General features: G+C 51.5%; 29 protein-coding genes. 14 read left to right on the plus strand and 15 right to left on the minus strand.

Features of this window, described 5'->3' with window-relative positions; translation table 11 throughout:
* Positions 1 to 65 precede the first annotated feature (65 nt).
* The 11 genes from PsW74_RS04870 to PsW74_RS04925 all read right to left on the minus strand — a co-directional run bounded on the left by PsW74_RS04870 (position 66) and on the right by PsW74_RS04925 (position 10,246).
* On the minus strand, positions 66 to 1,379 hold the full coding sequence (locus tag PsW74_RS04870; RefSeq protein WP_063289122.1) for a phage major capsid protein: 1,314 nt from the start codon (positions 1,377 to 1,379) through the stop codon (positions 66 to 68).
* 14 nt (positions 1,380 to 1,393) lie between these two features.
* Positions 1,394 to 2,242, minus strand: coding sequence for a head maturation protease, ClpP-related (locus tag PsW74_RS04875; protein ID WP_063289123.1), 849 nt, complete (start codon positions 2,240 to 2,242; stop codon positions 1,394 to 1,396).
* The gene (locus PsW74_RS04880) at positions 2,239 to 3,465 is read right to left on the minus strand and encodes a phage portal protein (protein ID WP_063289124.1); all 1,227 of its coding nucleotides are present in this window, start codon (positions 3,463 to 3,465) and stop codon (positions 2,239 to 2,241) included. Before PsW74_RS04880 ends, PsW74_RS04875 begins: the two co-directional genes overlap by 4 nt.
* The gene (locus PsW74_RS04885) at positions 3,462 to 5,177 is read right to left on the minus strand and encodes a terminase large subunit (protein WP_063289125.1); all 1,716 of its coding nucleotides are present in this window, start codon (positions 5,175 to 5,177) and stop codon (positions 3,462 to 3,464) included. Before PsW74_RS04885 ends, PsW74_RS04880 begins: the two co-directional genes overlap by 4 nt.
* Before the next feature lie 12 nt (positions 5,178 to 5,189).
* Positions 5,190 to 5,666: a hypothetical protein gene (locus PsW74_RS04890; protein WP_063289126.1), complete on the minus strand. Its 477-nt coding sequence runs from the start codon at positions 5,664 to 5,666 to the stop codon at positions 5,190 to 5,192.
* Positions 5,667 to 5,844: 178 nt separating this feature from the next.
* Positions 5,845 to 6,165: an HNH endonuclease signature motif containing protein gene (locus tag PsW74_RS29600; protein ID WP_063289127.1), complete on the minus strand. Its 321-nt coding sequence runs from the start codon at positions 6,163 to 6,165 to the stop codon at positions 5,845 to 5,847.
* Between the two features lie 219 nt (positions 6,166 to 6,384).
* Positions 6,385 to 6,984, minus strand: coding sequence for a transcription termination/antitermination NusG family protein (locus PsW74_RS04900; protein ID WP_063289128.1), 600 nt, complete (start codon positions 6,982 to 6,984; stop codon positions 6,385 to 6,387).
* 168 nt (positions 6,985 to 7,152) lie between these two features.
* Positions 7,153 to 7,845, minus strand: a complete 693-nt coding sequence (locus PsW74_RS04910) for a hypothetical protein (RefSeq protein WP_063289130.1) — start codon at positions 7,843 to 7,845, stop codon at positions 7,153 to 7,155.
* Positions 7,842 to 8,738 (minus strand): helix-turn-helix domain-containing protein, encoded by an 897-nt coding sequence (locus tag PsW74_RS04915; RefSeq protein WP_063289131.1) that lies wholly within the window; start codon positions 8,736 to 8,738, stop codon positions 7,842 to 7,844. Before PsW74_RS04915 ends, PsW74_RS04910 begins: the two co-directional genes overlap by 4 nt.
* A gap of 64 nt (positions 8,739 to 8,802) precedes the next feature.
* On the minus strand, positions 8,803 to 9,111 hold the full coding sequence (locus PsW74_RS04920) for a winged helix-turn-helix domain-containing protein (protein WP_153041724.1): 309 nt from the start codon (positions 9,109 to 9,111) through the stop codon (positions 8,803 to 8,805).
* Positions 9,104 to 10,246 carry a site-specific DNA-methyltransferase gene (locus tag PsW74_RS04925; protein ID WP_063289133.1) on the minus strand — a complete coding sequence of 381 codons (1,143 nt, stop codon included), beginning with the start codon at positions 10,244 to 10,246 and terminating at the stop codon, positions 9,104 to 9,106. The genes PsW74_RS04920 and PsW74_RS04925 overlap by 8 nt, the downstream gene beginning before the upstream one ends.
* A 48-nt stretch (positions 10,247 to 10,294) precedes the next feature.
* On the opposite strand from PsW74_RS04925, the gene PsW74_RS04930 reads away from it, so the two are divergent.
* Positions 10,295 to 10,852: a hypothetical protein gene (locus PsW74_RS04930; protein ID WP_153041725.1), complete on the plus strand. Its 558-nt coding sequence runs from the start codon at positions 10,295 to 10,297 to the stop codon at positions 10,850 to 10,852.
* A 94-nt stretch (positions 10,853 to 10,946) separates the two neighbouring features.
* Here the strand turns inward: PsW74_RS04930 and PsW74_RS04935 are convergent, their stop codons facing one another.
* Complete coding sequence (locus PsW74_RS04935) at positions 10,947 to 11,435, minus strand: hypothetical protein (RefSeq protein WP_063289135.1); 489 nt, start codon at positions 11,433 to 11,435, stop codon at positions 10,947 to 10,949.
* 221 nt (positions 11,436 to 11,656) lie between these two features.
* Positions 11,657 to 11,899: a hypothetical protein gene (locus PsW74_RS04940; RefSeq protein WP_063289136.1), complete on the minus strand. Its 243-nt coding sequence runs from the start codon at positions 11,897 to 11,899 to the stop codon at positions 11,657 to 11,659.
* Positions 11,900 to 11,985: 86 nt separating this feature from the next.
* Between PsW74_RS04940 and PsW74_RS04945 the strand changes: the two genes are divergently transcribed.
* From PsW74_RS04945 to PsW74_RS04985, 9 genes are all read left to right on the plus strand, one after another.
* Positions 11,986 to 12,264 carry a helix-turn-helix transcriptional regulator gene (locus PsW74_RS04945; RefSeq protein ID WP_063290965.1) on the plus strand — a complete coding sequence of 93 codons (279 nt, stop codon included), beginning with the start codon at positions 11,986 to 11,988 and terminating at the stop codon, positions 12,262 to 12,264.
* Positions 12,265 to 12,799: 535 nt separating this feature from the next.
* Positions 12,800 to 13,093: a hypothetical protein gene (locus PsW74_RS04950; protein WP_063289138.1), complete on the plus strand. Its 294-nt coding sequence runs from the start codon at positions 12,800 to 12,802 to the stop codon at positions 13,091 to 13,093.
* 46 nt (positions 13,094 to 13,139) lie between these two features.
* On the plus strand, positions 13,140 to 13,517 hold the full coding sequence (locus tag PsW74_RS04955) for a hypothetical protein (RefSeq protein WP_063289139.1): 378 nt from the start codon (positions 13,140 to 13,142) through the stop codon (positions 13,515 to 13,517).
* Between the two features lie 57 nt (positions 13,518 to 13,574).
* Positions 13,575 to 13,796, plus strand: coding sequence for a hypothetical protein (locus PsW74_RS04960; RefSeq protein WP_063289140.1), 222 nt, complete (start codon positions 13,575 to 13,577; stop codon positions 13,794 to 13,796).
* Positions 13,797 to 13,915: 119 nt separating this feature from the next.
* On the plus strand, positions 13,916 to 14,191 hold the full coding sequence (locus PsW74_RS04965; RefSeq protein ID WP_063289141.1) for a hypothetical protein: 276 nt from the start codon (positions 13,916 to 13,918) through the stop codon (positions 14,189 to 14,191).
* Between the two features lie 2 nt (positions 14,192 to 14,193).
* Positions 14,194 to 14,703, plus strand: coding sequence for a hypothetical protein (locus tag PsW74_RS04970; protein WP_063289142.1), 510 nt, complete (start codon positions 14,194 to 14,196; stop codon positions 14,701 to 14,703).
* Positions 14,704 to 14,832: 129 nt separating this feature from the next.
* The gene (locus PsW74_RS04975) at positions 14,833 to 15,036 is read left to right on the plus strand and encodes a hypothetical protein (RefSeq protein ID WP_063289143.1); all 204 of its coding nucleotides are present in this window, start codon (positions 14,833 to 14,835) and stop codon (positions 15,034 to 15,036) included.
* A 17-nt stretch (positions 15,037 to 15,053) separates the two neighbouring features.
* Positions 15,054 to 15,305, plus strand: a complete 252-nt coding sequence (locus PsW74_RS04980; RefSeq protein ID WP_063289144.1) for a hypothetical protein — start codon at positions 15,054 to 15,056, stop codon at positions 15,303 to 15,305.
* Positions 15,306 to 15,307: 2 nt separating this feature from the next.
* Positions 15,308 to 16,408 (plus strand): tyrosine-type recombinase/integrase, encoded by a 1,101-nt coding sequence (locus PsW74_RS04985; protein ID WP_063289145.1) that lies wholly within the window; start codon positions 15,308 to 15,310, stop codon positions 16,406 to 16,408.
* A 194-nt stretch (positions 16,409 to 16,602) separates the two neighbouring features.
* On the opposite strand, the gene PsW74_RS04990 is transcribed toward PsW74_RS04985, so the two are convergent.
* Positions 16,603 to 17,586, minus strand: coding sequence for a phytanoyl-CoA dioxygenase family protein (locus PsW74_RS04990; RefSeq protein ID WP_208987846.1), 984 nt, complete (start codon positions 17,584 to 17,586; stop codon positions 16,603 to 16,605).
* 180 nt (positions 17,587 to 17,766) lie between these two features.
* Here PsW74_RS04990 and PsW74_RS04995 point away from each other — a divergent pair, with 180 nt between their 5' ends.
* The 4 genes from PsW74_RS04995 (at position 17,767) to cbiB (ending at position 21,961) form a co-directional block, all read left to right on the plus strand.
* Entirely contained in the window at positions 17,767 to 18,609 is an 843-nt protein-coding gene (locus PsW74_RS04995; protein ID WP_063289147.1) for a hypothetical protein, read from the plus strand.
* Between the two features lie 119 nt (positions 18,610 to 18,728).
* Positions 18,729 to 19,898, plus strand: a complete 1,170-nt coding sequence (locus PsW74_RS05000; RefSeq protein ID WP_063289148.1) for an alkane 1-monooxygenase — start codon at positions 18,729 to 18,731, stop codon at positions 19,896 to 19,898.
* A gap of 85 nt (positions 19,899 to 19,983) precedes the next feature.
* Positions 19,984 to 21,006 carry a threonine-phosphate decarboxylase CobD gene (cobD, locus tag PsW74_RS05005; protein WP_063289149.1) on the plus strand — a complete coding sequence of 341 codons (1,023 nt, stop codon included), beginning with the start codon at positions 19,984 to 19,986 and terminating at the stop codon, positions 21,004 to 21,006.
* The gene (gene cbiB, locus PsW74_RS05010; protein WP_063289150.1) at positions 20,993 to 21,961 is read left to right on the plus strand and encodes an adenosylcobinamide-phosphate synthase CbiB; all 969 of its coding nucleotides are present in this window, start codon (positions 20,993 to 20,995) and stop codon (positions 21,959 to 21,961) included. The genes cobD and cbiB overlap by 14 nt, the downstream gene beginning before the upstream one ends.
* Here cbiB and PsW74_RS05015 read toward each other — a convergent pair.
* Positions 21,954 to 23,396, minus strand: coding sequence for a cobyric acid synthase (locus PsW74_RS05015; RefSeq protein WP_063289151.1), 1,443 nt, complete (start codon positions 23,394 to 23,396; stop codon positions 21,954 to 21,956). The two genes, cbiB and PsW74_RS05015, sit on opposite strands and share 8 nt — an antisense overlap.
* Positions 23,397 to 23,416: the final 20 nt, after the last annotated feature.

The raw sequence follows: 23,416 nt of genomic DNA on the forward strand, positions 1-23,416 counted from the left end.
TCTCCTGAAAAAGGCTCTGCAATCAGAAGATCGCAGAGCCAGTTGGTGGCCTCGGTTATTCGAGATTATCCGAAGACGAAGTTGCCTTTCACCGTGGCTGCAACACGCTTGATTGCCAGCGCAACCCGTTTAGAACCTCGCATCGTCAACATGCCTTCAATGAAGTTGTCGCCATGCTCAGAAGAAATGAGTACATCGGCTTGCTGACGGTCATAATAAGTTGCTGCCATCGCCAGATCACCAGCCAACCATTCACCAACAGACATGGTATTGGTTTCCACCACATCCTTACCCCAGAGCTTTGGTGTAGACACTGAGTTCACGTTGCCGAAGATGTATCGTTTCTGATCATCTTTCAGGAGGTCAATTGCTGCCCAATCCGTTGGGTTCATGACAAAAGAGGTTGCAACGTAATCCGCTAATGCGACCTGCAAAATAGCAAGCCGCAAACGATCAATCCGGGTGGCATTGGGTAGGCCAGCAGCAGCAACAAACGCCACAGCCTCAGTCAAAAGCCCCTTCAGGTTTTCACCCTGCCCATCTCCAGCAAGGATCTGCTTTTCCTCTTCCAGATCCAGACCATAACGAAGCTCGGAGTCGATTTCCGTTTGCAGGAAATCGGAATCTGCCAGAGCTTCCTCTGTGATGTTGGTATGATGCGCAATCTTCTTGACTTCAGAGGTCGCCTTGTCCCAGCCAAAACTGGACTCTGGCATTGCGGCCCCTTCAGCAACCATCGCCGCTTTATTATCTTGCACTGTCTGCTTACGGTACTTCACCAGATCAGAACTGGTTTTGCCCTTGGTCAGCAGATCCCGGATAAGCAAGCGACGCCGAGGTATGCGGACCGGATCACGTTCTTCTTCATGGTAGATCAAACCACCAGCCGAGCCTGCAGCAGTGGTGATCGCATTGGAGACATCAATGAGAAGGTGTCCTTTAGCTCCGGCGCTTTTGAAGTTCTTAATCTGCTCATCTTCTGCCACAAATGCCTGACCAAGTGTCATCGCCGGAGCTGGTCCACCGCCGCCAATCCCATCAGCCACCTGCTGTGAGATTTCCAGTGTCTGGCTCTTGATGCCTTCCAGCGAGTTTTTCAGCTCAGTGACCGAGTTGTTCAAAGCCGTCTGCTCAGTCAAAAGCTTGTCGGCCTTGTCTTTGGTTTCCTGAGAAACCTCACCAGAGCGCTTCGCTTGCTTCAAAGCCTCTTCCGCCGTGCCCTTAACGTTATCAGTCACCTCATCCAGCTGCTGACTAACTTTTTTCAGCAGGTCTTCTGTCGTCATGTTGTCATTGCGTACCGACCCGACAACAGCATCAGGGCGAGCAAGAGCAAGTGCCGCCAAGCAAATGGCGGGCATGAGTGATTTCGTTCTCATGAATGTTCTCCGATTTACATGGAATCCAATTTATCGAGGAGGCTTTGCACTCCTGCTCGAACGGCAGCGCCAGACTTGCCGGATGGAGCAGCGCCAGACGTGCTCCCTTTCAAAGCCGCACAAAGTGAGCGACGTTTTGATTTTGGTACGTTGAGACGCGCAAGGAGGATATCAAGCTCCTTCTGCGCAGCATTTGGTGAGGGCTTATCGGAAGCTTGGCTTGGAGCCTGCTCAATCTCATCACTGGGAAGAAGCGCATCTGCAAACCCTTGTTCAACAGCACTCTCACCATTGATCCAGGTCTCTTTGTCGAGCTGGTTGCTCAGCTCTTTTTCCGAGATCTTGGTGCGTGCGTGATAGATGCTGACTGCCGCATCATCAAACGGCTTTAGCCAATCGGCGACCTCAAGGAACGCATGGCGATCACCGCATGCACAAACCCATGTGTTATGGATCATCAAGAAAGCCGCTCGCCCGATCTGGATTTCATCTGCCGCCATTGCAATGACAGAAGCTGCCGATGCAGCTAACCCCAACACCTTCACCGTTACCTTGGCCTTGTGCTCGCGCAGCAGATTGTAAATCGCCAACCCTTCGAAGAAATCGCCGCCCGGAGAGTTGATCGAGACGACCACATCCTTCTCACCAATGTTGCGCAGCACCGCTGAAATTCGCTTGGCAGTCACCCCATCATACATCCAGCTCTCGCCAATAGGATCGAGGATGGAAATGGTGTTTTCGCCGTCCTCACCAGCTGCTGCTTTGATATCGGGATTCCAGCGCTGCTGTACACTTTCAGCAATCGCGCTTTGAAGACCTTTCCCAGCCAACACCGGGACATTTGGCAAATTGCGGATGCTCATTTGTCTTCCTTTCCAAGCAAGTCAACCAGTCCCATAGAGGTTTGAACCACCAGTTCATCATTGTTACCGCCGCGCCGTGGCAGATTGAGCTTGTCGCGTCCCTCATCGCCAGACATGAAGCCGCCCATACGCATTTTGAGGAGGAAATCGCCTTTGGCTTTGCTGTCCATTTGCAACATGGCTTCGCGGTTATATTCCACGTACCAACGTCCGCGTTTTTCAACGGGAATGAGGTCTTTCAGGATACGAGCCTCGTTTTTGATAAGTAGCGGATTGATGCCAAGCGAGAGCCAGGACAACATCACCGCCTCAACACCACTGCCCCACATGGTCTGGCCATCAGATGAATGGCCGATCACAATCGGCGGAACCCCAAACCATCTGCAAACATCTTCAACGCCAAAGCGCCGGGTTTCCAAAAGCTGCGCATCCTCAGGGTTCATCTGGAGCTGTTTGTAAGAAAGCCCAGCTTCAAGCGTCAGGATTTTACCTGCCTTGCGAGAACCTGAGAATTTGGTGAGGATCACCTGAAGTTGACCGCGCTGCGTCTCGTTGAGGCTCTGGTCTGAACTCAGAACACCAGCGGCCATCATCGCATTAGAAAATACGCTACCCGCTGTTTCATCAGCAGCCAAAGCCGCCCCAATTGAATTCGCCCCGTACTTGATGGCTGACATGCCCAAACCATCACCAGCCCCAAACCCGCGCAGATGGAACACCTTATCAGCGGGCAACGTGCTGTGTTTGCCCCGGTCATAGACACTGTATTCCAGCTTGCCATCCCGATTGCGTTTGGGTGTGACATTGAGCAGAGGGCGCAGCCCAACCAGTCTTGATCCCACAAAGAGCTTTTCCGCACATGCATTGCCGCGCAAAGTTGCATGCGCTGTCATACCCTCCCAGAACTCAACCCCAGTTTGCTCAGGGTTGGGACTTTTACATAGGATCTCGGACAGATCCTCTTCAATCTTCACCCTGCTGTTTCCATCACCCTTTTCATAAAGAGCAAGAGGCAGTGTTGAGATCACCTGCGAAGTCTTGCGAACACAATCCCAAACAGCAGAAAACGCCAGAGCAGAGGACGCATTCACGGTTTTGCCAGCCGCAGAAGAGTGCCCGCCCCCAGTCCATGCATCTCCCCCATTGAGGTTGATCCATCCAGACTCGCCTGCTCGTAGCTCCTGCTTAATGCCGCGAGCTGCCGCCTTTAAAAATCTGATCATATAACCATCACCGGATTGCTGAGGAAATCATCCAGGCCATTGCCTTCTGCTTCTGGATGGCGGCTCATAAGATCGAACGCGTTGAACGCTGCTGTGAGCGGGTCAATCTTCATGGAACCGGAGGCTTGCTTGGTCACGTAGTCAGCATTGCCGCGTTTCTCGGTTTTGGCGTTAGAAACACACCAAGCCATCAACCGCGAGCCACCATGAACCAGAGATTTGTCTGCTAGCTTTCGCGCCATGCCTTTGGTTACGCCTGAGAGTTTGTAGCCTTGAGGTACACCAACAAGCTGCTCTTGTTTGACCTCCCGCTCCATCAGCTCATCAACAATTGCAGCCACTCCGACTGGGTCTAGTCCAATGGCATGTTCTTTCGGAAACAGACCACGATCCAGAACTTGCTCAATGTAGTCAGCAACAATCGGAATATCGTCTTCGATGTTCTCACAGATGAACAAGTCGCCATCCTTCTCGAAGTCTCTAAGCGCCGTCGCAATCTGCTTGCGTTTGTCTAAGGCACTCTCATGGCAACATGCACAGGTCCAAAGCAGCCATCTGCTTTTCTCGGTCTCGCTCTCTTTTTCGCGCCCGATAAAACAAAGCCCTAGAAGGTCATCCAGACCGCCGCCATCAACGCCAGCAGTCACAACCTCACATCGATCTAAAAACTCATCAAAATCACGGATGACAGTGAACTCAGCAGCCTGCCAATGATCAGCCCCAGCCCACCGATCCCGTCGCAGGTTCATGCCAATCGGCACATTCAAGTGCTTGGCAAGGAAGCTTTGCTTGTCCTCTTCACCCGTTCCATCCATGGCTTCGCGAAGTTTGGATTCCAGCCAGCTCTTACGAACGGAACGCCCGAGATTGGGATTGGTGATGTAATAGTTTTCCGGCTTCAGATAATCCTTGCTTTTGAGCATTGCTTTGGGGAACTCGTAGAGAACTCCAAGCCGCTCAGGATCGTGAATTTTCCCGTCACGTACATCGCGGTAGTATTCAAGCTTACTCTTCCAGACCCCTGCTGGCGGCTCATCAGAATGCGTGGTCAGATAAACAACAAATCCTTCAGGACGAGCAATCAATCCGCCAGTGGCCTCCTGCAGCATGGCCGCTGCCTTTGGCTTCTTGCCAAACAACCACAGCTCATCAACCAGAACGAAACCAGCTTTTTTGCCAGAAAGCGTGTCACTGTCAGCAGCCACAATCTTGAGATTTGAGTTTGTGGTCTCATGCCTGATTGTTCGCTGGTGCGAGATCACCTTGAGGATGCTTTTGAGTTCCGGATCGTAGGAGACCATCGCCGCAGCAGGATCAAAGCAGTTGTTGGCGACCTCAATTGTAGGAGCCAACAGCAACAGCTCATTGAGGTGACGCCAGTTGCGAATGAGCGCCGTCACCATGATCCCGGCTGCAATAGTGGACTTGGCATTTTTCTTTGAGATCAGGAGAAGGAACTCACTGATCAAACGCTGCCCTTCTTCCGCGTCATAAGCTCCAAAGATCGCTCCAACAAAATCAAACACCCATTGGTCACAGCACTCACCAAATGTCGGCATGCCCGGAACATCAACCACCTTGAGCGACTTGAAGACGTTCAAAGCTGCTTCGGCTTCTGCTGAGAACAACGGATCAAAGGGAATGAGAGATTTCCCTTGAACAATCCGTTGTTCCCAATCCACGCAGGCTGTTGACCAGTGCTGAACTTTCAAGACAGTTCTTTCTTAGTTGATCAGCTGGGGAGCTTGGGGAGGTGCAAACTTCCCGTCATAGGTTTCTGCCGTTTTTTTGCGCTCTTCTTTTTTGCCGAGCGCTTTTTCAGATGCAGCAGGAACACTCTTTCCGCGGTTAGCAATCGCATCAGCCAGCTTGTCACGATCAGAGCGCTCTAGGCGTGCGAAGATTTCTTTGATCGCTGACACCTTCCCGGCTTCAGCCATGTCCATGAGCTTGTCCAGCAGCTTGGCTTCCACTCTCGCCCGAGCATCATCCTTGACCTTGAGCTGACGAAAATAATTCTTGCGCAAAGTGGGAGCTGTGATCCCTAAAGCTGCAGCAATTTCATCCTGAGTTTTTCCAAAGGCGAGTAACTGTATGACAAGTCTACGCTTTTCGTCGCTCACCACATGAGGTGGACGCCCTCGTTTTCCAAATCCCTCAGGGATTGGATCGCCTAGCAGGTCAAATTCGAAGTCGGCCAAAAAAAAATCTCTCAGTTATAATGGGGCGGGTAAGGGCCATTCAGCCCCCGGACTTTCACCCCACCCCCTATTTTCCGTTAAAAATCAATGACTTGGCGGATCGCTCGCCAAAACCTTCGCAATCGCCTCAGGAGGATCAGCAGCTCGACCGCCACTCAATCAAGTCGATTTCCCTAGTCTAATCAATGGCTTGGTAACGCATCTGCCGCGCCTTCGCAGTCTTCCGATTGTGGCACCACGTGCAAAGGCACTGGATGTTGCCCGGATCGAGGTCAGCGCCGCCATCCTTGCGCTCGACGATGTGGTCAGCGATGAGCTTGTGTTGCCGCTTCGAGAAGTCCTTGCCGCACATCTCGCAGACATAGCCGCGCAGCTGCTTGATGTACTTGGCGAGAGCCTTCCATTCAGCCGTGAGGTAGAACGGATCGACCGCCTTAGGCGCTTTGCGCAGCGTTGAGCCCAATGTGTTCAAGCGTGGTGTGATGGATTTGAGTGGCAAAGGAAGCAGCCTTCAAACAGAAAAAAGGCCCGCCTCTCAGCGAACCAGTTAACGCACTCCGCATGCGTGTTAAAATTCCATAGAAACACTTCGCGCCAACTCCGCCATCTGGCGTCTTATGTTGGCTGGGCCCCGCGTTCGGATCGCTCTGTTTGGTGTGGCGGCTTTGCCTGCCCAGGCTCCAAAGATGCACGGTAGTCATCCTGACACGCATCATGGTTAACTTAACGACACCTTGTCAACCGGAACTGTTGCTTTTGTGGTCCGGCCAAAGGCTTGTAGGTCCACCCTCAATGCTTCACCGTTCGGTTTAATATCCCGCACAACTCCTTTCAATGTTGCTCCTAATCCAGCAACAAGAAGGATATTGCTCCCGATACTAAAGAGCTGACCACTCACGCTCTTTCGCCCTATTTGCACCTCACAGGCCGTTTCGAGAATGCGGGTCATTTCCTCCAGAGGAACCAGATGAGGAGCCTGCAGCATTGAACTCGAAAGAATCTTTTCCACACCGTCACATGAGTGTATCTGGCCAGCTGACATCCCTGATTCCAAGTCCAACCCGACAAACAGATAACGAGGGAACATTGGTGTACTCACATCAATGCGCTTTTTGCTATTTCGCTGACGTCGAAAAAGAGGAATCTTTGGCAGATAGGCAATCGCACCTGTTGCCGACACGCTTGCCTGTGCTCGATCCTCACAGTTGGGATTGGTCTGCACAACCACCCAATCAAGAGGAGCTTGCTTGATGAGAGCACGAAGCAAGTAGTAATCGTGTTCTAACGCCCTGTTTCCTGCATTTGGAGCTTGCCTCATCCTCTAACCCCGCCAGCCTTTGACGCCACAAACAGCCAATCCCGTGTCTTTGTCCCGACAGGCATTTCAGCGCTGTGGGCGACTGGAGCTGACACAGCAGATCTCCCGGCATCAGGAGAGCTTGCCAAATAGAGCACATCGCGTTCCCTGCGAAATTCCTCATTCAATCTATGCAGTAGCATAGGCTTGCCCTCCATCATCAGCAGCCAGCGTTGCAACATCGCAACCGTAAACTTCTAAAAACACAGCGTCACATAGATCCATTCGCCGCTTGGCAAATGCATTAATCATCATTTGAACAGGATGGCGATCAGGCAGAGCCCGCTCAGTGCTGGCCTTCTCGCCATAGAGCACCTTCAAGGCTTCAACTCGCTGCGCTTTCAAGCGGGTTTCACGTGCCTGCACCTCAACGATCAATCCCTCAATCTCACGATCAGAGGGGTACCTGTGCTTGGCTTTCACGAAATCAAACAGGACAGAGATCCAGTCTCCGTTACAGGCCTCTAACGTCTGCTCCCTGCCATCAGCCAAGAGAATGCGCATCACCGCATCGGTGGGCAGGCTATAGCGTTCACCATCCTGACGTTTGCGTGCAGGCTTCACACCCATCACCGCTTTGCACGCAGCTATAGCAACCGCATAGTCAGGCCATCTGCGCCCGGATACCTCTCGTGCAATCTTCGTGGAAGCAAGCTCAAGCGTATCTGCCTCGAACCCGCCTAACTGTTTGCACAGCATATCAAAGTAGGGTTTCTTCTCATCACCGGGAACCATGGTGAACTTGCCTGAAAGCGGCTTGACAAAGAGCCGCATTACATCCGCATATCGGTCTTCAAGGGATTTTTCGCAAGGCTCTGTCATCTGGCATACTCCGCTTCAAGCTGAGCAATCGCCTCGCGGCAACTCTCCCGCTCAAGCTCCTCCCGCCGCGCCCGTTTCCGCGCTGCTTTATCGCCCAAACGCTGATATTTGCCGTAGATTTGCGAGACTTCCAGCCGCGCCTTATGTGCAGAAAACACCGCTCCGGTGAAGTAATTCAGCGAGTGGATCATACCGGGAGCCCGTCCAGCCACCTCGCGCACGGCAGTGGCCACATCCTGTTCCAGATCACAACCCCGAACAAACCAGCCAATGGCCGGATTAGTGCCGCCCCGCAGCGCTTCAACATCAAGCCCTACCGAGTTCAGCAAGGCAGCAACACCTCGCATAAACCGTCCAGCTGCCTCGCTATTCGGCAAGGTTCCAGCAGCAGGAGGCACAGAATTTGCTTCATCAGACCTACTCGCAGCCACTTCGTCATCAATATCAGAAGTTTTTAAAGACAAGTTATTATAGCTGCCCTTCTGGGCGGGCATCCCCTGCCCGTCTATGCTACGTCCTGCACACACATGCCCATCTTCGATATCAGCAACAAACAAGTCCATCTGCTCCGGTACCGGCATATCTTTATTGATGACCCTGTAGGTATACGAACAGCGCCCGCCGTCAGGACGTTTGCCCTCATTGCGCTGAAGCCAGCCTGATGCCATCAACCTGCTGATTGCCCGATACACCGTAGAGCGCGCCACACCAAGCAGCTCTGCAATCTTCACCTGAGAGCGATAGCAAATACCGTTTTTATCGGTAGAGGAGCAGAGTACGCCCAACACATCACGGTCACGCGGCATCAGGGTTTGATCCGCATAAACAGCCGCAGGCACAAACGAGATACGTGGGCGATCTGCTTGGTTTTCAGAGGCTAAAGTCGCAGTCATAACGTTCCTCCATCTTCAGGCTTGCAACATGGAAAATCACATCTGGCGAAATGAGTTGAAGTGGTCATACCCAGCCCTCCACGTTCATTTCAGGAGACTTGAGCAAGTACTCTTTTTGCATGAGCTTTGATCCCACGCCATCGTAGTGCCGCACTCCGATCCACCCTTCACGCCAAGCTTTCTTAAGATGCTTGATCACACTCGGCTTACTCAGGTTGCAACGCTCACCCAGGTCGTGAATTGTCACGGAAAACGGCTCTTTAATATCCGTCGCAAACAGGCTTATCGTATGCAGTACCAAGCAGGTACCGGAGTCCATGGGGTACACGGAGAACTCTCGCCGCCACTCTTCAATGTTCCGAAATTCACGCACTACAAGCCTCCATTGGCTCTAGGTGAGAAAAGAGCGGCCCTGCATCATCATCTGCCGCTGATTGGTGGGATTTCCGTTCTGCTGGACCCATCCAGTCTTGCTCGATGCGCTCCTGTGCAATCGCTGCATATTCTGGATTGAGCTCAATCAGGATCGCTTGCCGACCAAGCCGCAGCGCGACTAAGCCAGTCGTGCCAGCACCACCAAACGGGTCCAAAACAACACCATCCTTCGGACAACCCGCTTCAATGCACCGCCGCGCTAATTCAGGAGGATACGTCGCAAAATGAGCACCGGGGAATGGGCGCGTTGCCACATTCCAAACTTCAAGCGGAGCAGGCTCATAGTTGCGAAGATTGCGCCCATTCGCCTGCTGTTCCTGCTTGGTCATCTTGTCCCAGCGACCATCAAATCCGGCATGTCGTTGCCTGTGACCGCGCTGCTTATCCGATACAAGCTTGTTTCCTACGCTCTTGCGCTTCCCGGCAGAATTGGCCGTGTAGGAACCACCTCGGAATCCATTGGCATCCTCAACACCGACGCGTCCTTGCCGGACCGCAGCAGCATCGTAGAAGTAGCGTGGGGACTTCGTGACAAGCCAGATCTTCTCATGTGCCCCTGCTGGTCTGTCCCGTACGCTTTCCGGCATAGGATTAGGCTTTGCCCAAATGATCTCACCGCGGACCCACCACCCCGCATCTTGCAAGGCAATTGCGAGCCGGTTTGGCACCATGCAAAGGTCTTTGGGCTTCAAACTGCCTTGAATGGTTGAGAACGGTTTTTGGGTGAATGTCCGGTCGTCTTTTCCTGTTCGGATCCGCCCGTCTGCATCAGATTTGTGCCCTGCCGGACTGGTTGCGTAGCAGTCGCCGTAATTGATCCAGCAAGTACCTTCTGGTTTCAGCACCCGCCGAATTTCCTCGAACACCTCAACCATCTTATCGAGATGTTCTTTCAGCGTTGGCTCAAGCCCCAGCTGACCCTCAACGCCATAATCGCGTAGCCCCCAATAGGGCGGTGACGTGACGACGCAATCAACTGAGTTGTCAGCCATCTCACGCAAACGGTCGAGCACATCACCCAACCGGATTTCGCATGGCAGATCACCAATGCGGAGGGTTTCAGGCACGCTCATGCAGCAACCCTCCCGAAGGATTCCGCAGATCGACGCTTAGGCGAATGCGTGTTGCAATCAGCATCGCAAAAAGATGCAGAGAGCCTTGCCGGATGCGCCAACATAGCAAAGCTCTCTGCGCACACTGGCAACCCGAGGAAAGGAACAGCCAGCATGGATGATGATGAAACAATGGAAACGCCAATTGCCCAGCAGATCATCAAGCTTGTAGAGCCATTCGCAAAAGCAGATGAAAAAGCAATACAGCTGATGTCAAAAATCATTAACCTGAACGAAGAAATAGACGCGTTTAACGCAGTATCTGAAGAAGAGTGTCGGACCGTATTGGCATTCAACCAGATCGTTCGGCTTACAAAGGTTGAAACTGAGTATTTCGGATTATCCGTGTCTAATAGAAAAAATATATTATCGTCACCAAACAAGCATAAATACACAGATAAAGTAAAAGAGTTTTTCGATGTGAAGTTTATAGACCATGTAGAGTTACTAGAACTTAGAGCAAATATTGGGGTCAGCCTGCTCGAATACCTTAAACGAGTACCCCAACTTGATAACTGGAAGTGTCCAGAACCCGAAATCACCATAACAATAAAGCCACATCTGTAGTCTGAGGCTATGCAAAAGTGACAGGGAGGTATTGACAGTCCAAGCAGCTCTGGAGCCAGGTCTTGCCAAGTTCTTTTGGACTGAAAGCTACCCATCACTCCGCCTTCGCGTCATCTGAAATTGACGCTTTGTAGGAGGAGAGGTACTTCGCATATTCTTTCTGTGCGCCTTCAAACATGCCGACGATGCGGCGGTGTTCTGCCGGAGTGATTTCCCAATCAGCCGCCGCCTCTGAGGCAGCTTTAATAGCGTCACAGGCCGCTTGAACCATATCGAGGGCGCAAGCGGCTGGAGTTTTGCTGGTTTTCGCGTCTAATTTGGTGGCGATGTAACCCAGAGTTCGCAAATGTTCCAGCGTAAACACCGGATCACTGCCTATGGAGACCAGCTCTTCTTCCAGCTTCACCAAACTCATCAGAGTGATATTTCCAGCCTCGTTTACATCAGGCCATTTTTTGACAGTCGTCAGGCCCAGATCCAGAAAAGAAGCAGTACATTCCTGACCACCGAAAGCTTTGATGAGCTCTTTGGTTTGGCGGCAAATCCAGACCTTGCGCCCGTTGTCCGTTCTGGAAAAACTCATAGGTACCCAATCCCTTCCAGAAGCCCAATGACCCGATGAAGGTCAGGCAATAGATTGATAGGCGAGAACAAAGATTTGACAGCGATGGCGAGTTGAGCGCACCTGTTCGCAATCATTGAGTTCTCAGCAGCTAAACAAAAAGGAGAGCAGCTGGTCTATGCGTCAGCAAGCAACTACTCTCCATAGGCCGATGCCCAAGACGGTATTCGTGGTGAAAAGCATCAATCAGAAGGGTCATAAAACGACTTCCTCTGATCGGTGGTAGGTTGCGCTCTCTTCCAATTGAAGAGAGAACGAGGAACACGAAGGCCCTTCTCTTTCGCCAACTCATCCAAAACGTCAAACCACGACGCTGGGATGCCGCGAGCACAAGCAGCAAAAAGAGCTTTATCGCTTACACCAAGCTTTGATTTGAGCGTGGTACGACCAACTACATCAAATGTCTGTTTGATCCGCTTATTCATGTATATAAAATTCTACAATTTGTATCTTTTGTCAAGGATACAAATTGAGATTTCTACATCAGGTAGATTTATGCGAGATTACGAACATGGAAAAAGCTGCAAAACAATATGAAAGCATCGGAAATAGACTCAGGCTGATCCGTGACCACACCGGGCTCACACAGCAGGAATTTGCTGAGAAACACGGCTTCAACCGCGCTCGCTATAACCATTGGGAAACTGGCCTTAGGCGGATTTCTCTAGATTGTGCCTACAAGATACGCGAGACCTACGACATCACGTTGGATTATATCTATCTCGGCAGAGAAGCGGGACTACCTCAGTCATTCATTCAGACAATTTCGAAGCCAACGACCAAGAAGTGAGGGGCTACCCCCTCACCCAATACCTCTCACATGAGCTCGGACATGCGGCATAAATTTAAACATACGACCGCAGCTGCCTCATCTGACAAACCAACAGTCAGATCACAAAGATAGTCCAACGGCAGACCAAGCAGCACCGCGGTATTCAGCAACAATTCAAGTCTAACTTCCGAGAACATAACGCCCCCCAATATATTGCTTCAGACTTTGCCCCTTTATCCAGAGACGTATGCAGAGGAGCAATATTGGAGAATTAATCCAATATATTCTGATAGATAAACGATATAGATTTTCAAATTTGACACACCCACTCCCAAATTAAATATGCCCCAACCCTCGGAAAAGTCGTCACTTTCCTAGACACATCCCCATAATCCCCCACCCAAATTCTCATCACCAAAAACCAAAGGGCTCTCATAGAGCTCCCTGAACGGCGATTAGCTATCAATCTACATTTTGTATCTTTTTCAATTGACAATATACATTTTGTATCATTTAATCAATCTCCATCGGCTATTCGTTTTTGGAGATAGAGATGCCCAGTGCACAAGTCATTCAATTCCCTGCAACCAAACAGAGCCCAGCTCAAACGCCCACCAAATCCGTACAGGATGTTGGTGAAGACGCCCTTGCCCGCACAGGTGAAGCGCACGGGGACATTTGCATCTTTCGCTCTGACTTGCGTCTCATGCTGAATCAAGCCCCTAACGACCGCAAACAGATCTCGGCTCGCATCCTCGCCTTACGCGAGACCTTCAAAGAAGCCGAATTACAGCTCGTAAAGCTCCTGCAGGAAATACGGACCGCCACCCCGGCTGACGCCGTCTAAGCACAGATCATCGCCTCACCATCCCTCACCACTACGGAGAAAGAGAATGTCTGTTTCAAAACGCAAACTGGAAAAGCAACTCCGCAAACAGGACAAGCGTATCGCCGAACTGGAACGCATCAATAAAATGAGCCCAGCACAAACCAAACAGTTCGAAAATAAACTCAAGCAAATCTTCGAAGCTTCAAACAAAGAACTCCGCGCCAAATTTGAGAACATGAAACCAGCACAAGATACTAAAGCTGATAATCAGATCGAAAAGCCTTCTTCAGAGCACACTCAGGGGCCAAGCGCCGCCGTACAAGCCGTTCTCGGTAGCATAGAACCTTACCTAAAAGAGGCTCAATCTCCCGCACTTGGTATCGCCTTCGTTCTGACCAACGGCCAGCAAATACAACCCACCCACAACTCGCGGCGATACTAAGCCCCAATCACCCCGCTTGAGTTCGTCCCTTAGCAATCTCGCAAGAGGAACAGACCCATGAATAGCATTGATAATGACGTATTTAGTGATCGCTGCAACGTGCCCCTGTTCCTCTTGAGTGAGGCCGCAAAGCTCGCCGTTCTGGTGGCCTTCGCCATCACTCTACTGCTCCTCGCCCCTGCTCTTGATGAAACAGTGATCGAGGCAAAGCAGAGCATTCCATCTGATTTCATCAGCACCCAGCTTTCCTCATTCGACGCTGACAAGCCGCTCAAATAAGGACGCGCCATGCCTTTTCCGATCATCTTCACTGTGAATTGCTTTCGCATGTGGCAGCTTTACCTATTCGGCTCTGCGCCTGTGCTCTACGGACCATCCCTACAGCAGGAGAACGAGCAATGAAGTGCCCAACCTGCGTTGGTACTGGTCGCGATGACTACTTCCATCTTGCTTTAAGTGAGTGTGAGCGATGCGGCGGAACCGGCTCGCTCCCTATCGAGGACCTTAATCCAGGCGCCCTCAAATCAGCAACGCGAGCCTATTGGGACACGCTACCAGTGAGTAAGCAAAAGCCTTTCAACGAACTCACGCCCAACAACCAAGCAGATCTCGCTTGGCACGCTGCGAAAATCATTTTCGCCTACGACGCCCGCAACGAAGAGACAGGGAGCTAAGCATGCAAAAACTGGCACCTCAGGAAACTCTGTCAGCAGTCGAAACCATCAGAGAAACAGCCAGAACAGCTGGCTACTCCGTACCTGCATTCAAGCGGATTATTGAGGAGTTCATCTACCCAATTCGCTGGTCAGAACCGCAGATCAACTGGTCACAGGATGCGCGCTTCACAACCCATGAGTTCTACTCACAGCCACCATTGATGCTTTGCATGATTGTGAGACGCGACTGGCTCAACGGGAAAACCGATTGGATTGCATACTTCCAACACGCCAACGGAATCTACTCTTCGGATAGCAAAACTTACAAAACCTTTAAAGAAACCGAAGATGCCTGCAACCAATTCCATCGCAAACACATCTTGAAACTCTTCGATCTGGAGGCAGTTTGCAGCGATGCCTATGAGATGGTCGCGAATATGCTGGAAGCCAAGAGCGGTTCCAGTGAGAGCCTCCCACCCGAGGAGAAGGACAAGCTGGCAGCATTCCAGCACATCACCCACGCCCATTAGTATTGCCGAGGTTACTCCTCCCAAGCACGAATGCGTCGCCTCGGCAGTAGCGGCTCAGGAAAGGCGCACCTGAGCCGCTTCCCATCCTCCTCAACACTGGTCGTAACCTAACCTCAAAGAGGCACAGCAATGAGATTGGAAACAGAAGTCAACCCGATCCATATCGGCATCATGCTGACAACCAAGCCGGAAGCTTTAGCAGAGCTACTCACCGCCATTGCTGTTAACGCTCCCTCTGAGCTTGCTGAGCAAGTCAACGAGCATATACCAGAAGCCCTACGCGACCGCACATCCAACCTGCTTGAGAAACTACTCATCGCAATCTCAACCTGAAACCAATGAGGTGATAAATGTTAGATGGCAAAACCAATCCGTTGAACTTCCCGCCTCGCGGTTTAGGTAGAGTGGATGCCGCCAAGTACATTGGCATAAGCGCAAGTCTTTTCGATGAGCTGGTTGCAAAACGTTTGATGCCTGATCCTAAAATGATGAACACCAGAAAAGTCTGGGATATCCGAGAGCTGGACAGAGCTTTCGATGAGCTCCCGCATTCCAACCAATCAGCAACAACAAACAGCAACCTACCAAGCGACTTCGTGTAACCATGAGCACAACAAAGTTCAAAGGCGTTCATACCGAACGAGATCGACACGGAAAAATTCGCAGGTACTTTCGCAAAGATCGACAGTCACGCAGAATCCGCCTTAGAGAGGAGCCCGGAACACAAGCTTTTCTTGATGAGATCGCCCGCGCCCAGCTTGGGTTAACAAAGCCTGCACCGCTGGCAAAAGATAAGCCGAAGAAGACTATTCGAAAGGTAAAAGGAACATTCGGCTGGCTGGCAGAGGAGTATCTCAGTCGAGTAGGACCCACCTTTGCAAAGTCAACAGTAGACCAAAAACGCCGAGTGCTCACCGCTATTGGCGACGAAACGTGCTTGAGCGCCTCTGCGTCTGCTTTGCGAGATATGGACTATCGCGGACTAACCAAAGCACACGTCACTAAACTGCGCGATCAAAAAGCCGGTACTCCTGAAGCAGCAAACCACCGTGTGAAAGCTCTATCAGCCCTTTTCGAGTGGGCTTGCGGAGAAGCTGAACTTGCCGAAACCAACCCCGTCCATGGGGTCAAGAAGTTCAAGTCAAACACGACCGGCCACCATACTTGGACACAAGATGAGATGGACCAGTTTGCTGCTCACCATAACCCAGGTTCAAAAGCCCACCTGTGCTTCACAGTTTTACGCTACACCGGCTTGCGCATATCCGACGTTTCTCGGCTTGGACCAAAACATCTCTACACTGATCGCGAAACAGGCTTGCTTCACTTTAAGATTGCAACCAAAAAAAATGAGAACAACACCTCTAAGGTGATTGATATGCCGGTACTCCCACCACTAGCATTGGCTATCAAAGACCTCGATGAACAGGTAACGTTTGTCCAGACACAGTGGGGAAAACAGTACTCCATAAAAAGTCTTGGCAACCGCTTCAGCACTTGGTGCAATCAAGCAAATCTTCCTCATTGTTCAGCTCACGGAATCAGAAAAGCTGATGCCGTTCTGGCTGCAGAACAAGGCGCAACTGCTCATGAACTACTGAGCATGTTCGGCTGGGAAAAACTAAGCACCGCCGAAATCTATACGCGAAAAGCAAACGCAAAAAGACTGAGCCAAACAGGCTCTTCAAAACTGCTAAAAAAGTGAGGGAAACCAATTTGCTAAGTCTTTGTTTTTTAGTCCTTAGCCTTTCCCTCACCTACCACCTAACAATATGATTATTCAAATATAACCCGCTTCGGCAGAGGCCTCCATTTTTCTCCCTTTACATTGATAGCAAAAACCTTTTCGCCTTTGGGGCGCAGAAGAATTGCGCCTTGCGATCAGCCATGTCTCGCGTTTCAGAGCACTGGCGGCGCGTCTATTTTTACGTGGCCAACCTCCCGGTGATGGCTCGGTTTTCCTGTCAACTTGCTCCTGAAACTCAGATAACCCGTATAGATCTCTGACTGCCGCCCTTTCACACCCGGCAGTGAGCGCAGGTCCAATCCAGACCATGGAAAGTAGGGCGAACGGCGCAAATCTGCGAATAGGCCAACACGAGCACCAGGGCGCGTTGCAATGCCGCGGCGATGGAACCCATGCGTATCAGCAATCACCAGTGAGTTTGCCGGCACATCAAAGCAGACGGGTTCACCATATCTCATCCTCAAAATATCTTCCTCACTGGCTCGAAAAGAACCCGCTGCATGCATGCCATCTGGGTGCTGCACCGCATTCAAGCTCTGTTCAAACTCCCAGGCAGTCCGCTCCGGCGTATAACGATGAGACCCCGGCACGTAATGAAATGGCCCATCAGCGACATCAACATCGCGTAAAAACAACCACGCTTTCGATGTGGCGTGGAACGTATCCATATGAAAATCAGTCTGCGGGTCTTTCCTCGTTTTTTCCAAGTCCCACAAAACGGCATGTAAAAACACGATGGGGTCCGCATTGTAAGACGCCACATAGCGCATCGCATTTTGCAAATAAGGATCGCGAACCGCCCTGCTCAGACCGGGCAAGTCTTTCAGCACCGATGGTGGCAACCCAATGAACCGCGTCACCGTTTTCCCCTGCCGCATTTCACTTGCGGCAAACGCATTCGTGGCAATCTCATCCTGAACTTGCGCAAAAACATCCTTGGAGAGGAAATTCTCTTTCACTACGTATCCATTGCGATGAAAGAACGCCTTATCTTCCTCTGGCAAAAGGCGCACCATCTGACGACGGCGTAGTGCCGCCATTTTTTCCGCCCACGCCACACGCTTCAGATAAAACCCGCGCTCATTTAACCAGCGACTTCCGATAATCGGATTCTTCTTAAATGACTTTTGTCCCATCAAAGCATCAAGAGCCCAGATAGGACTTTTTAAAATTCGCAACACACGAGCCCCCACTCCGCTGACAAAACCGCCAGAACCTGTGCAATAACAAACACACCACGTATTCCTGTGTCCAATTGCCATTTAAACTCATCAAGCAAGCTATTGCAGCACTGATGATTTAAAGGGCAATTTTCGATGAGCGATACACTTGATCAACCGACTAAGCGCTCAGCTCCCAAACGCCGCAAAAAAAGGCGTTGCAAAGCCGAGTTTGCCTCCGAAAGCGACATGTGCACCCATTTCATCAACAAGCTTCCCGAAGAGTGGGTCCCCTACCCGGAATGGGGCAACTGGGATATTCTGCTTGTCAGGAAGAAAGATGGGTTTCAGGTTGGCATCGAGGCCAAGTTGCGCCTCAACGCAAAAGTCATCTCTCAATCTGCAGAAACCGCCTATCACTGCGACAAACCCGGGCCGGATTGCCGAGCAATCCTGATTCCAAAAGGCTCCAATCTCGACTTTCAACCGGTTTGCAACATCCTGTCTCTGCAGATCATTGAGATTGAAAGCGAAACCTCTAAAAGCCCAAGTACCGTCAGTTGGTATCGGCCCAAACTCCCCAATCCAGATCGCGCATCCCCGGCAGGAAACTTCAAAGAGTTTTATCCCTCCGAACGGCTGGAACTCCCTGAAATCATTCCTATTGTTGCAGCTGGCAAGCCCTCTCCTATCAAGCTGACACCGTGGAAAATCAAAGCCATCAAGCTTGATATTCTGCTGCAAAAGCATGGCGTGGTTACGCGCAAACTGTTCAAGGCCCTCAACCTCAGCACAACGCTCTTCCTTCATTCCGGCAATGGCTGGATGCTGAAGGGATCAGAACGGGGTGCATGGACACGTGGCCCCAACTTCCCCGATTTCAGAATAGGGTGCGAAGAGAACTATGACGAGTTGGAAAAGCGTTACAAAACATGGGTTAAGACCTTGCCGATGGAAGGCATCCTCGCACCGGAAACCGAAAAAGAACCTGCCTCATGAGCGAATGAGCAGCCCTTTGTTGTTGCATGCAGAACAAACACCCCGAAACAACAGAGTTTCACTTGACCTAAATAGCTGCTAGATTACCCTTAGGTAAACCAAGCATCTGGGAGGGAGCGATGGTTTTCAAAACGCAAGATGAGACGGGCACACTCAAAACATTCAGGGACGCAAAGCGATATTACTGGCTGATTGCTTATGCCAGCAGCAGCGTCACACTCATCACAGTCGCGCTTTATGCCTACACGCATGTCACAGCAACTCTGTTCATTCCCCTCGTTTACTTCTTCATCGTCATTCCCGGTCTGGACGCACTGATCGGCGAAGACCCGTATAATCCCGCTGATGATGTGTTGATCCAGATGGCGGAAGACCCTTATTACAGCCGGCTCGTGCACTGGCTGGTCCCATATTCATGGATCAACCTTTTTGCAGGCGTATGGCTTGTTGGCACCTATGACCTCCCTCTTTGGCTGATTGCTCTGTTTGCCTTTGGCAAAGGCTTGTTCGGCTCTGGCACCATCATGCTTGCCCATGAACTCGGCCACAAAACCAACAAGACAGATCAATTACTGGCCAAGTTTGCCCTCGCAGTCGTCGGCTACGGTCATTTTTGCATTGAGCACAATCGCGGCCACCACGTGTATGTGGCAACGCCGGAAGATCCCGCCAGCTCCCGCATGGGAGAAAGCATCTACGCCTTTGCTTGGCGCGAGATCCCAGGCGCGTTCGTCAGAGGCTGGCAAAACGAAAAGGAGCGCTTGCACAAGAAAGGCCTCAGCACCTTCTCGGTAAAGAACGATATTTTACAAGGCTATGCCATCACATTGATTGTATTTGCCATTTGCACTGCTCTGTTCGGCTGGAAGGTTCTGTTGTTGCTGGCTATTCAAAGCGTAGTCGCATGGTATGGCCTGACGCAGGCAAACTATGTGGAGCACTATGGACTTCTGCGCCAAAAGGACAAGAATGGCAAATACGAGCGCTGCCAGCCACGCCACTCATGGAACACAAACCACATCTTCTCAAACCTGAGCACATTCCACCTGCAGCGCCATTCAGACCACCACGCCAACCCGCTGCGCCCCTATCAAACCCTGCGAAATTTCCCGGACTTACCCAGCCTTCCAAGTGGATACCCCGGTTGCTTTGCATTGGCGGCCATCCCCTCACTGTGGTTCAAAACAATGGACCCAAAAGTTCTGGAATGGGCTGGCGGAGACATCAACAAGGTCAATCGCGTTGATGGGTATGAGCCTGTTGCATTCTCTGCGCCGAACATCTGTTGAAACACGCAGAATGCCGATGCATTTCATGGCAATCACACAGTCGCCCCGCTAAAACAGGATCAAGTTTTGAAGCGGGGTTAGACCGATGCAACATGGTGGCGATCTTTCAAAGGCAATTGCTGAGTTTGGCGGCGAGATCAGCGACTGGCTGGACCTTTCCACCGGCATCAATCCTGTTGCCTATCCAGCAGCAGAACACATCACGTTCCGCGGTCTGGCAGAGCTGCCAAGCGAAAGAGCCGAAGTCGCGCTGATTGAAGCTGCACGAAAGGCTTATCAGGTCGCACCGCACTCAGGCATCACTGCAACACCCGGCACTCAGGCAATAATCACCGCGCTTCCGCATTTATTGGGTGCCAGCTCTTCAATCGCAATCGTCAGCCCAACTTATGCTTCCCACGATGAAAGCTGGAGAGCTGCTGGTGCGACCGTCCAATGCATTTCCGCTCAAGAAGCCCATACCGCTGCGACTGATCACCTTTTGCTTGTGAACCCGAACAATCCGGATGGCCATCTTTTCTCAAAAACCGAACTTTTGGAACTTGCAGTTAAGAGGAAAGAAAGCGGCGGCTATCTGATCATCGACGAAGCCTACATGGATCTTTATCCAGAAACCTCGATCATTCCTGAGCTTTATGACCTTCCGATTCTGGTCCTGCGCAGCTTCGGCAAGTTCTTCGGCCTCGCAGGTTTGCGCCTAGGGTTTCTTGTTGGTCCCAAAGCAATCACGACGAAACTACAGAACCAGTTGGGCAGTTGGGCGGTGTCGGGCCCCGCATTGGATGTTGGCTGCGCCGCTCTGTCGGATCTGAACTGGCAAGACGAAATGCGGGCGTTTTTGAAAACGGAAATGGCCATTTTCAGGGCAACATTTCAGGAGCTAGGTACATCAGCCATGGGCCACACCAATCTCTATCTGTTGATTGACCACCCTTGTGCTCACCAGCTCCACACAGCACTGGCGAAAGAGAAAATCTGGACACGCGTGTTCGATTACAGCGAAAGCTGGTTGCGCCTTGGATTGCCTGCATCCAAATCCGCCCGGCAGCGGTTCATGCTAGCATTTAAGAGCGCAGTACAGACGGTCGAAAACCATGCTGCTCTTTGAAAACACGCTCTGGATCGTTCTGCTTGCCATTTGTCTTGATGCCGTGATTGGCGACCCGGACTGGCTGTGGTCCAGACTGCCACATCCAGTCACTCTGATTGGTAAGCTGATCTCCTATATGGATCACACCTACAACAAACCGGAATACCAACGCTCAGCTCGCAAAACCAATGGCATTCTAACGCTTGCCTTGTTGATCAGCACCGCTGGCTTTGCTGGACTGGCACTCCAGTATCTGCTCGATTTTTTGCCATTTAGTGGCATTCTGGTCGCGCTGATCAGCATGACCTTGATTGCGCAGAAAAGCCTCTATCAACACGTAGCAAGAGTACGCGATGCCCTGCGAAACTCCGGCCTTACCGAGGCCCGCAAACAAGTCTCCATGATCGTTGGCCGTAATCCTGAGTATTTGGATGAAGCTGGCGTCAGCAGAGCAGCAATTGAATCTTGCTCGGAGAACTTTTCAGATGGTGTGGTCGCACCCATCTTCTGGTTTGCCGTGCTCGGTCTACCAGGGCTGTTCATTTACAAAGCCGTCAACACAGCTGACAGCATGATCGGCCATAAAAACGAAACCTATGAGGACTTTGGCTGGGCCTCAGCACGGTTTGACGACTTGATCAATCTACCAGCCTCTCGCCTGTCCGGTCTGCTGATCGTGCTCGCAGCGCTCATTTCCGGCAGAGCTTATAAAACAGCACTCTCCACCATCCTTAGGGAAGCAAAAAAACACCGTTCACCCAACGCAGGCTGGCCCGAAGCTGCTATGGCAGGGGCGCTCGGAATAGCTCTAGCAGGCCCACGGCAGTATGCTGAATACCGTATTGAAGATCCCTTCATGAACGCAGAAGGACGCAAAATAGCGGATGCAGATGATATTGATTGTGCGCTGAAACTGATGGCAATTTCCAGCGTCCTCCTAGCACTCCTGATCGCAGCAATTTTAGTTATCTAATGCGGCTTTGAGCAATTTCCCAAAGCGCATCCAGATCAAGATGCTGCTCCAGATGATCCGCCAGCGCATCCAGCGCCCGTTCCACGCGGTGCTCGTATCCCAATTGAGAAACAGCCCCAAACCCTTTCAGGAATGCTGCACGAAACGCATCTGAGCCAAAGACGCCATGCATATAACACCCTGAAATCTGGCCGGTTTTCGAGATCGCACCATCCACGTGGTCTCCAAGGTCAACAAAGGGACGTTCACAATCCGGGCCAGACGTCCGCCCCACATGGATCTCATAACCTGTGACACTCTCACCACTCGGGACATGCAACCCGGTCTTCTCCGTGGTTTCCTTATGGGCTGTCAAAACCGTTTCAACATCCAGCAAACCAAGCCCGTCAACGGTGCCAGCATCACCTTCAATGCCTTCAGGATCCGCGATAGTTTTGCCAAGCATCTGGTAGCCGCCACAAATCCCCAGCACTTGCCCACCGCGGCGGACATGACCGTAAAGATCAATGTCCCACCCCTGAGCGCGGAAGAAGGCAATATCACCGATGGTGGACTTGGTCCCCGGCAGCAAAACCACATCCGCATCAGCTGGCAGCACCTCACCCGGGAGCACAAACTCCAGCGAAACATCCGCTTCCATGCGAAGTGGGTCAAGATCATCAAAATTCGCAATTCGGCTGATGACAGGAACCACAACCTTCAACTTACCGCGACTGGTGCTCTCAGACAGGTCCAGCGCATCTTCCGCAGGCAGGTCCATCACTTGCGCAAACCATGGCACCACGCCATTGCAGGGCCATCCGGTTTTGTCCTCAATAGCCGTTACACCTGAATCAAACAGTGAGGGTTCACCCCTAAACTTATTGATTAAAAACGACTTTATGCGTTTTACTTCACCACTTTCCAGCACAGCATGCGTTCCGACCAACGAGGCAATGACGCCGCCGCGATCAATATCTCCACACAGTACAACCGGTACATCTGCTGCCTCGGCAAAGCCCATATTGGCAATGTCACCGGAGCGCAGATTGATCTCAGCCGGCGAGCCGGCTCCCTCAACCAGAACCAGATCAGCCATTGACTCAACTTCAGCAAAACTCTCCATAACGTACTGGATAAGCGTGCCTTTTTGCCGACCAAACTCCGCCCCGCGCAACGTACCAAACCGTTTGCCCTGCACAATCACCTGAGACCCACTGTCGCTTTCAGGTTTCAAAAGCACAGGGTTCATATGCACGCTCAACGCAACATTTGCGCCTCGTGCCTGTAAGGCTTGAGCGCGCCCAATCTCTCCACCGTCAGCCGTGACAGCAGCGTTGTTAGACATGTTCTGCGGTTTGAACGGCTGAACGGAAAGACCACGCCGCGTGAAAGCACGCGCCAGTCCGGCAACAAGCACGCTCTTACCAACGTTAGAGCCAGTGCCCTGTATCATCAGGGCTGGCTTTCTTTTCT

Origin of the sequence: Pseudovibrio sp. W74 (assembly GCF_001623085.1) — a bacterium.
Taxonomy (GTDB): Bacteria; Pseudomonadota; Alphaproteobacteria; order Rhizobiales; family Stappiaceae; genus Pseudovibrio.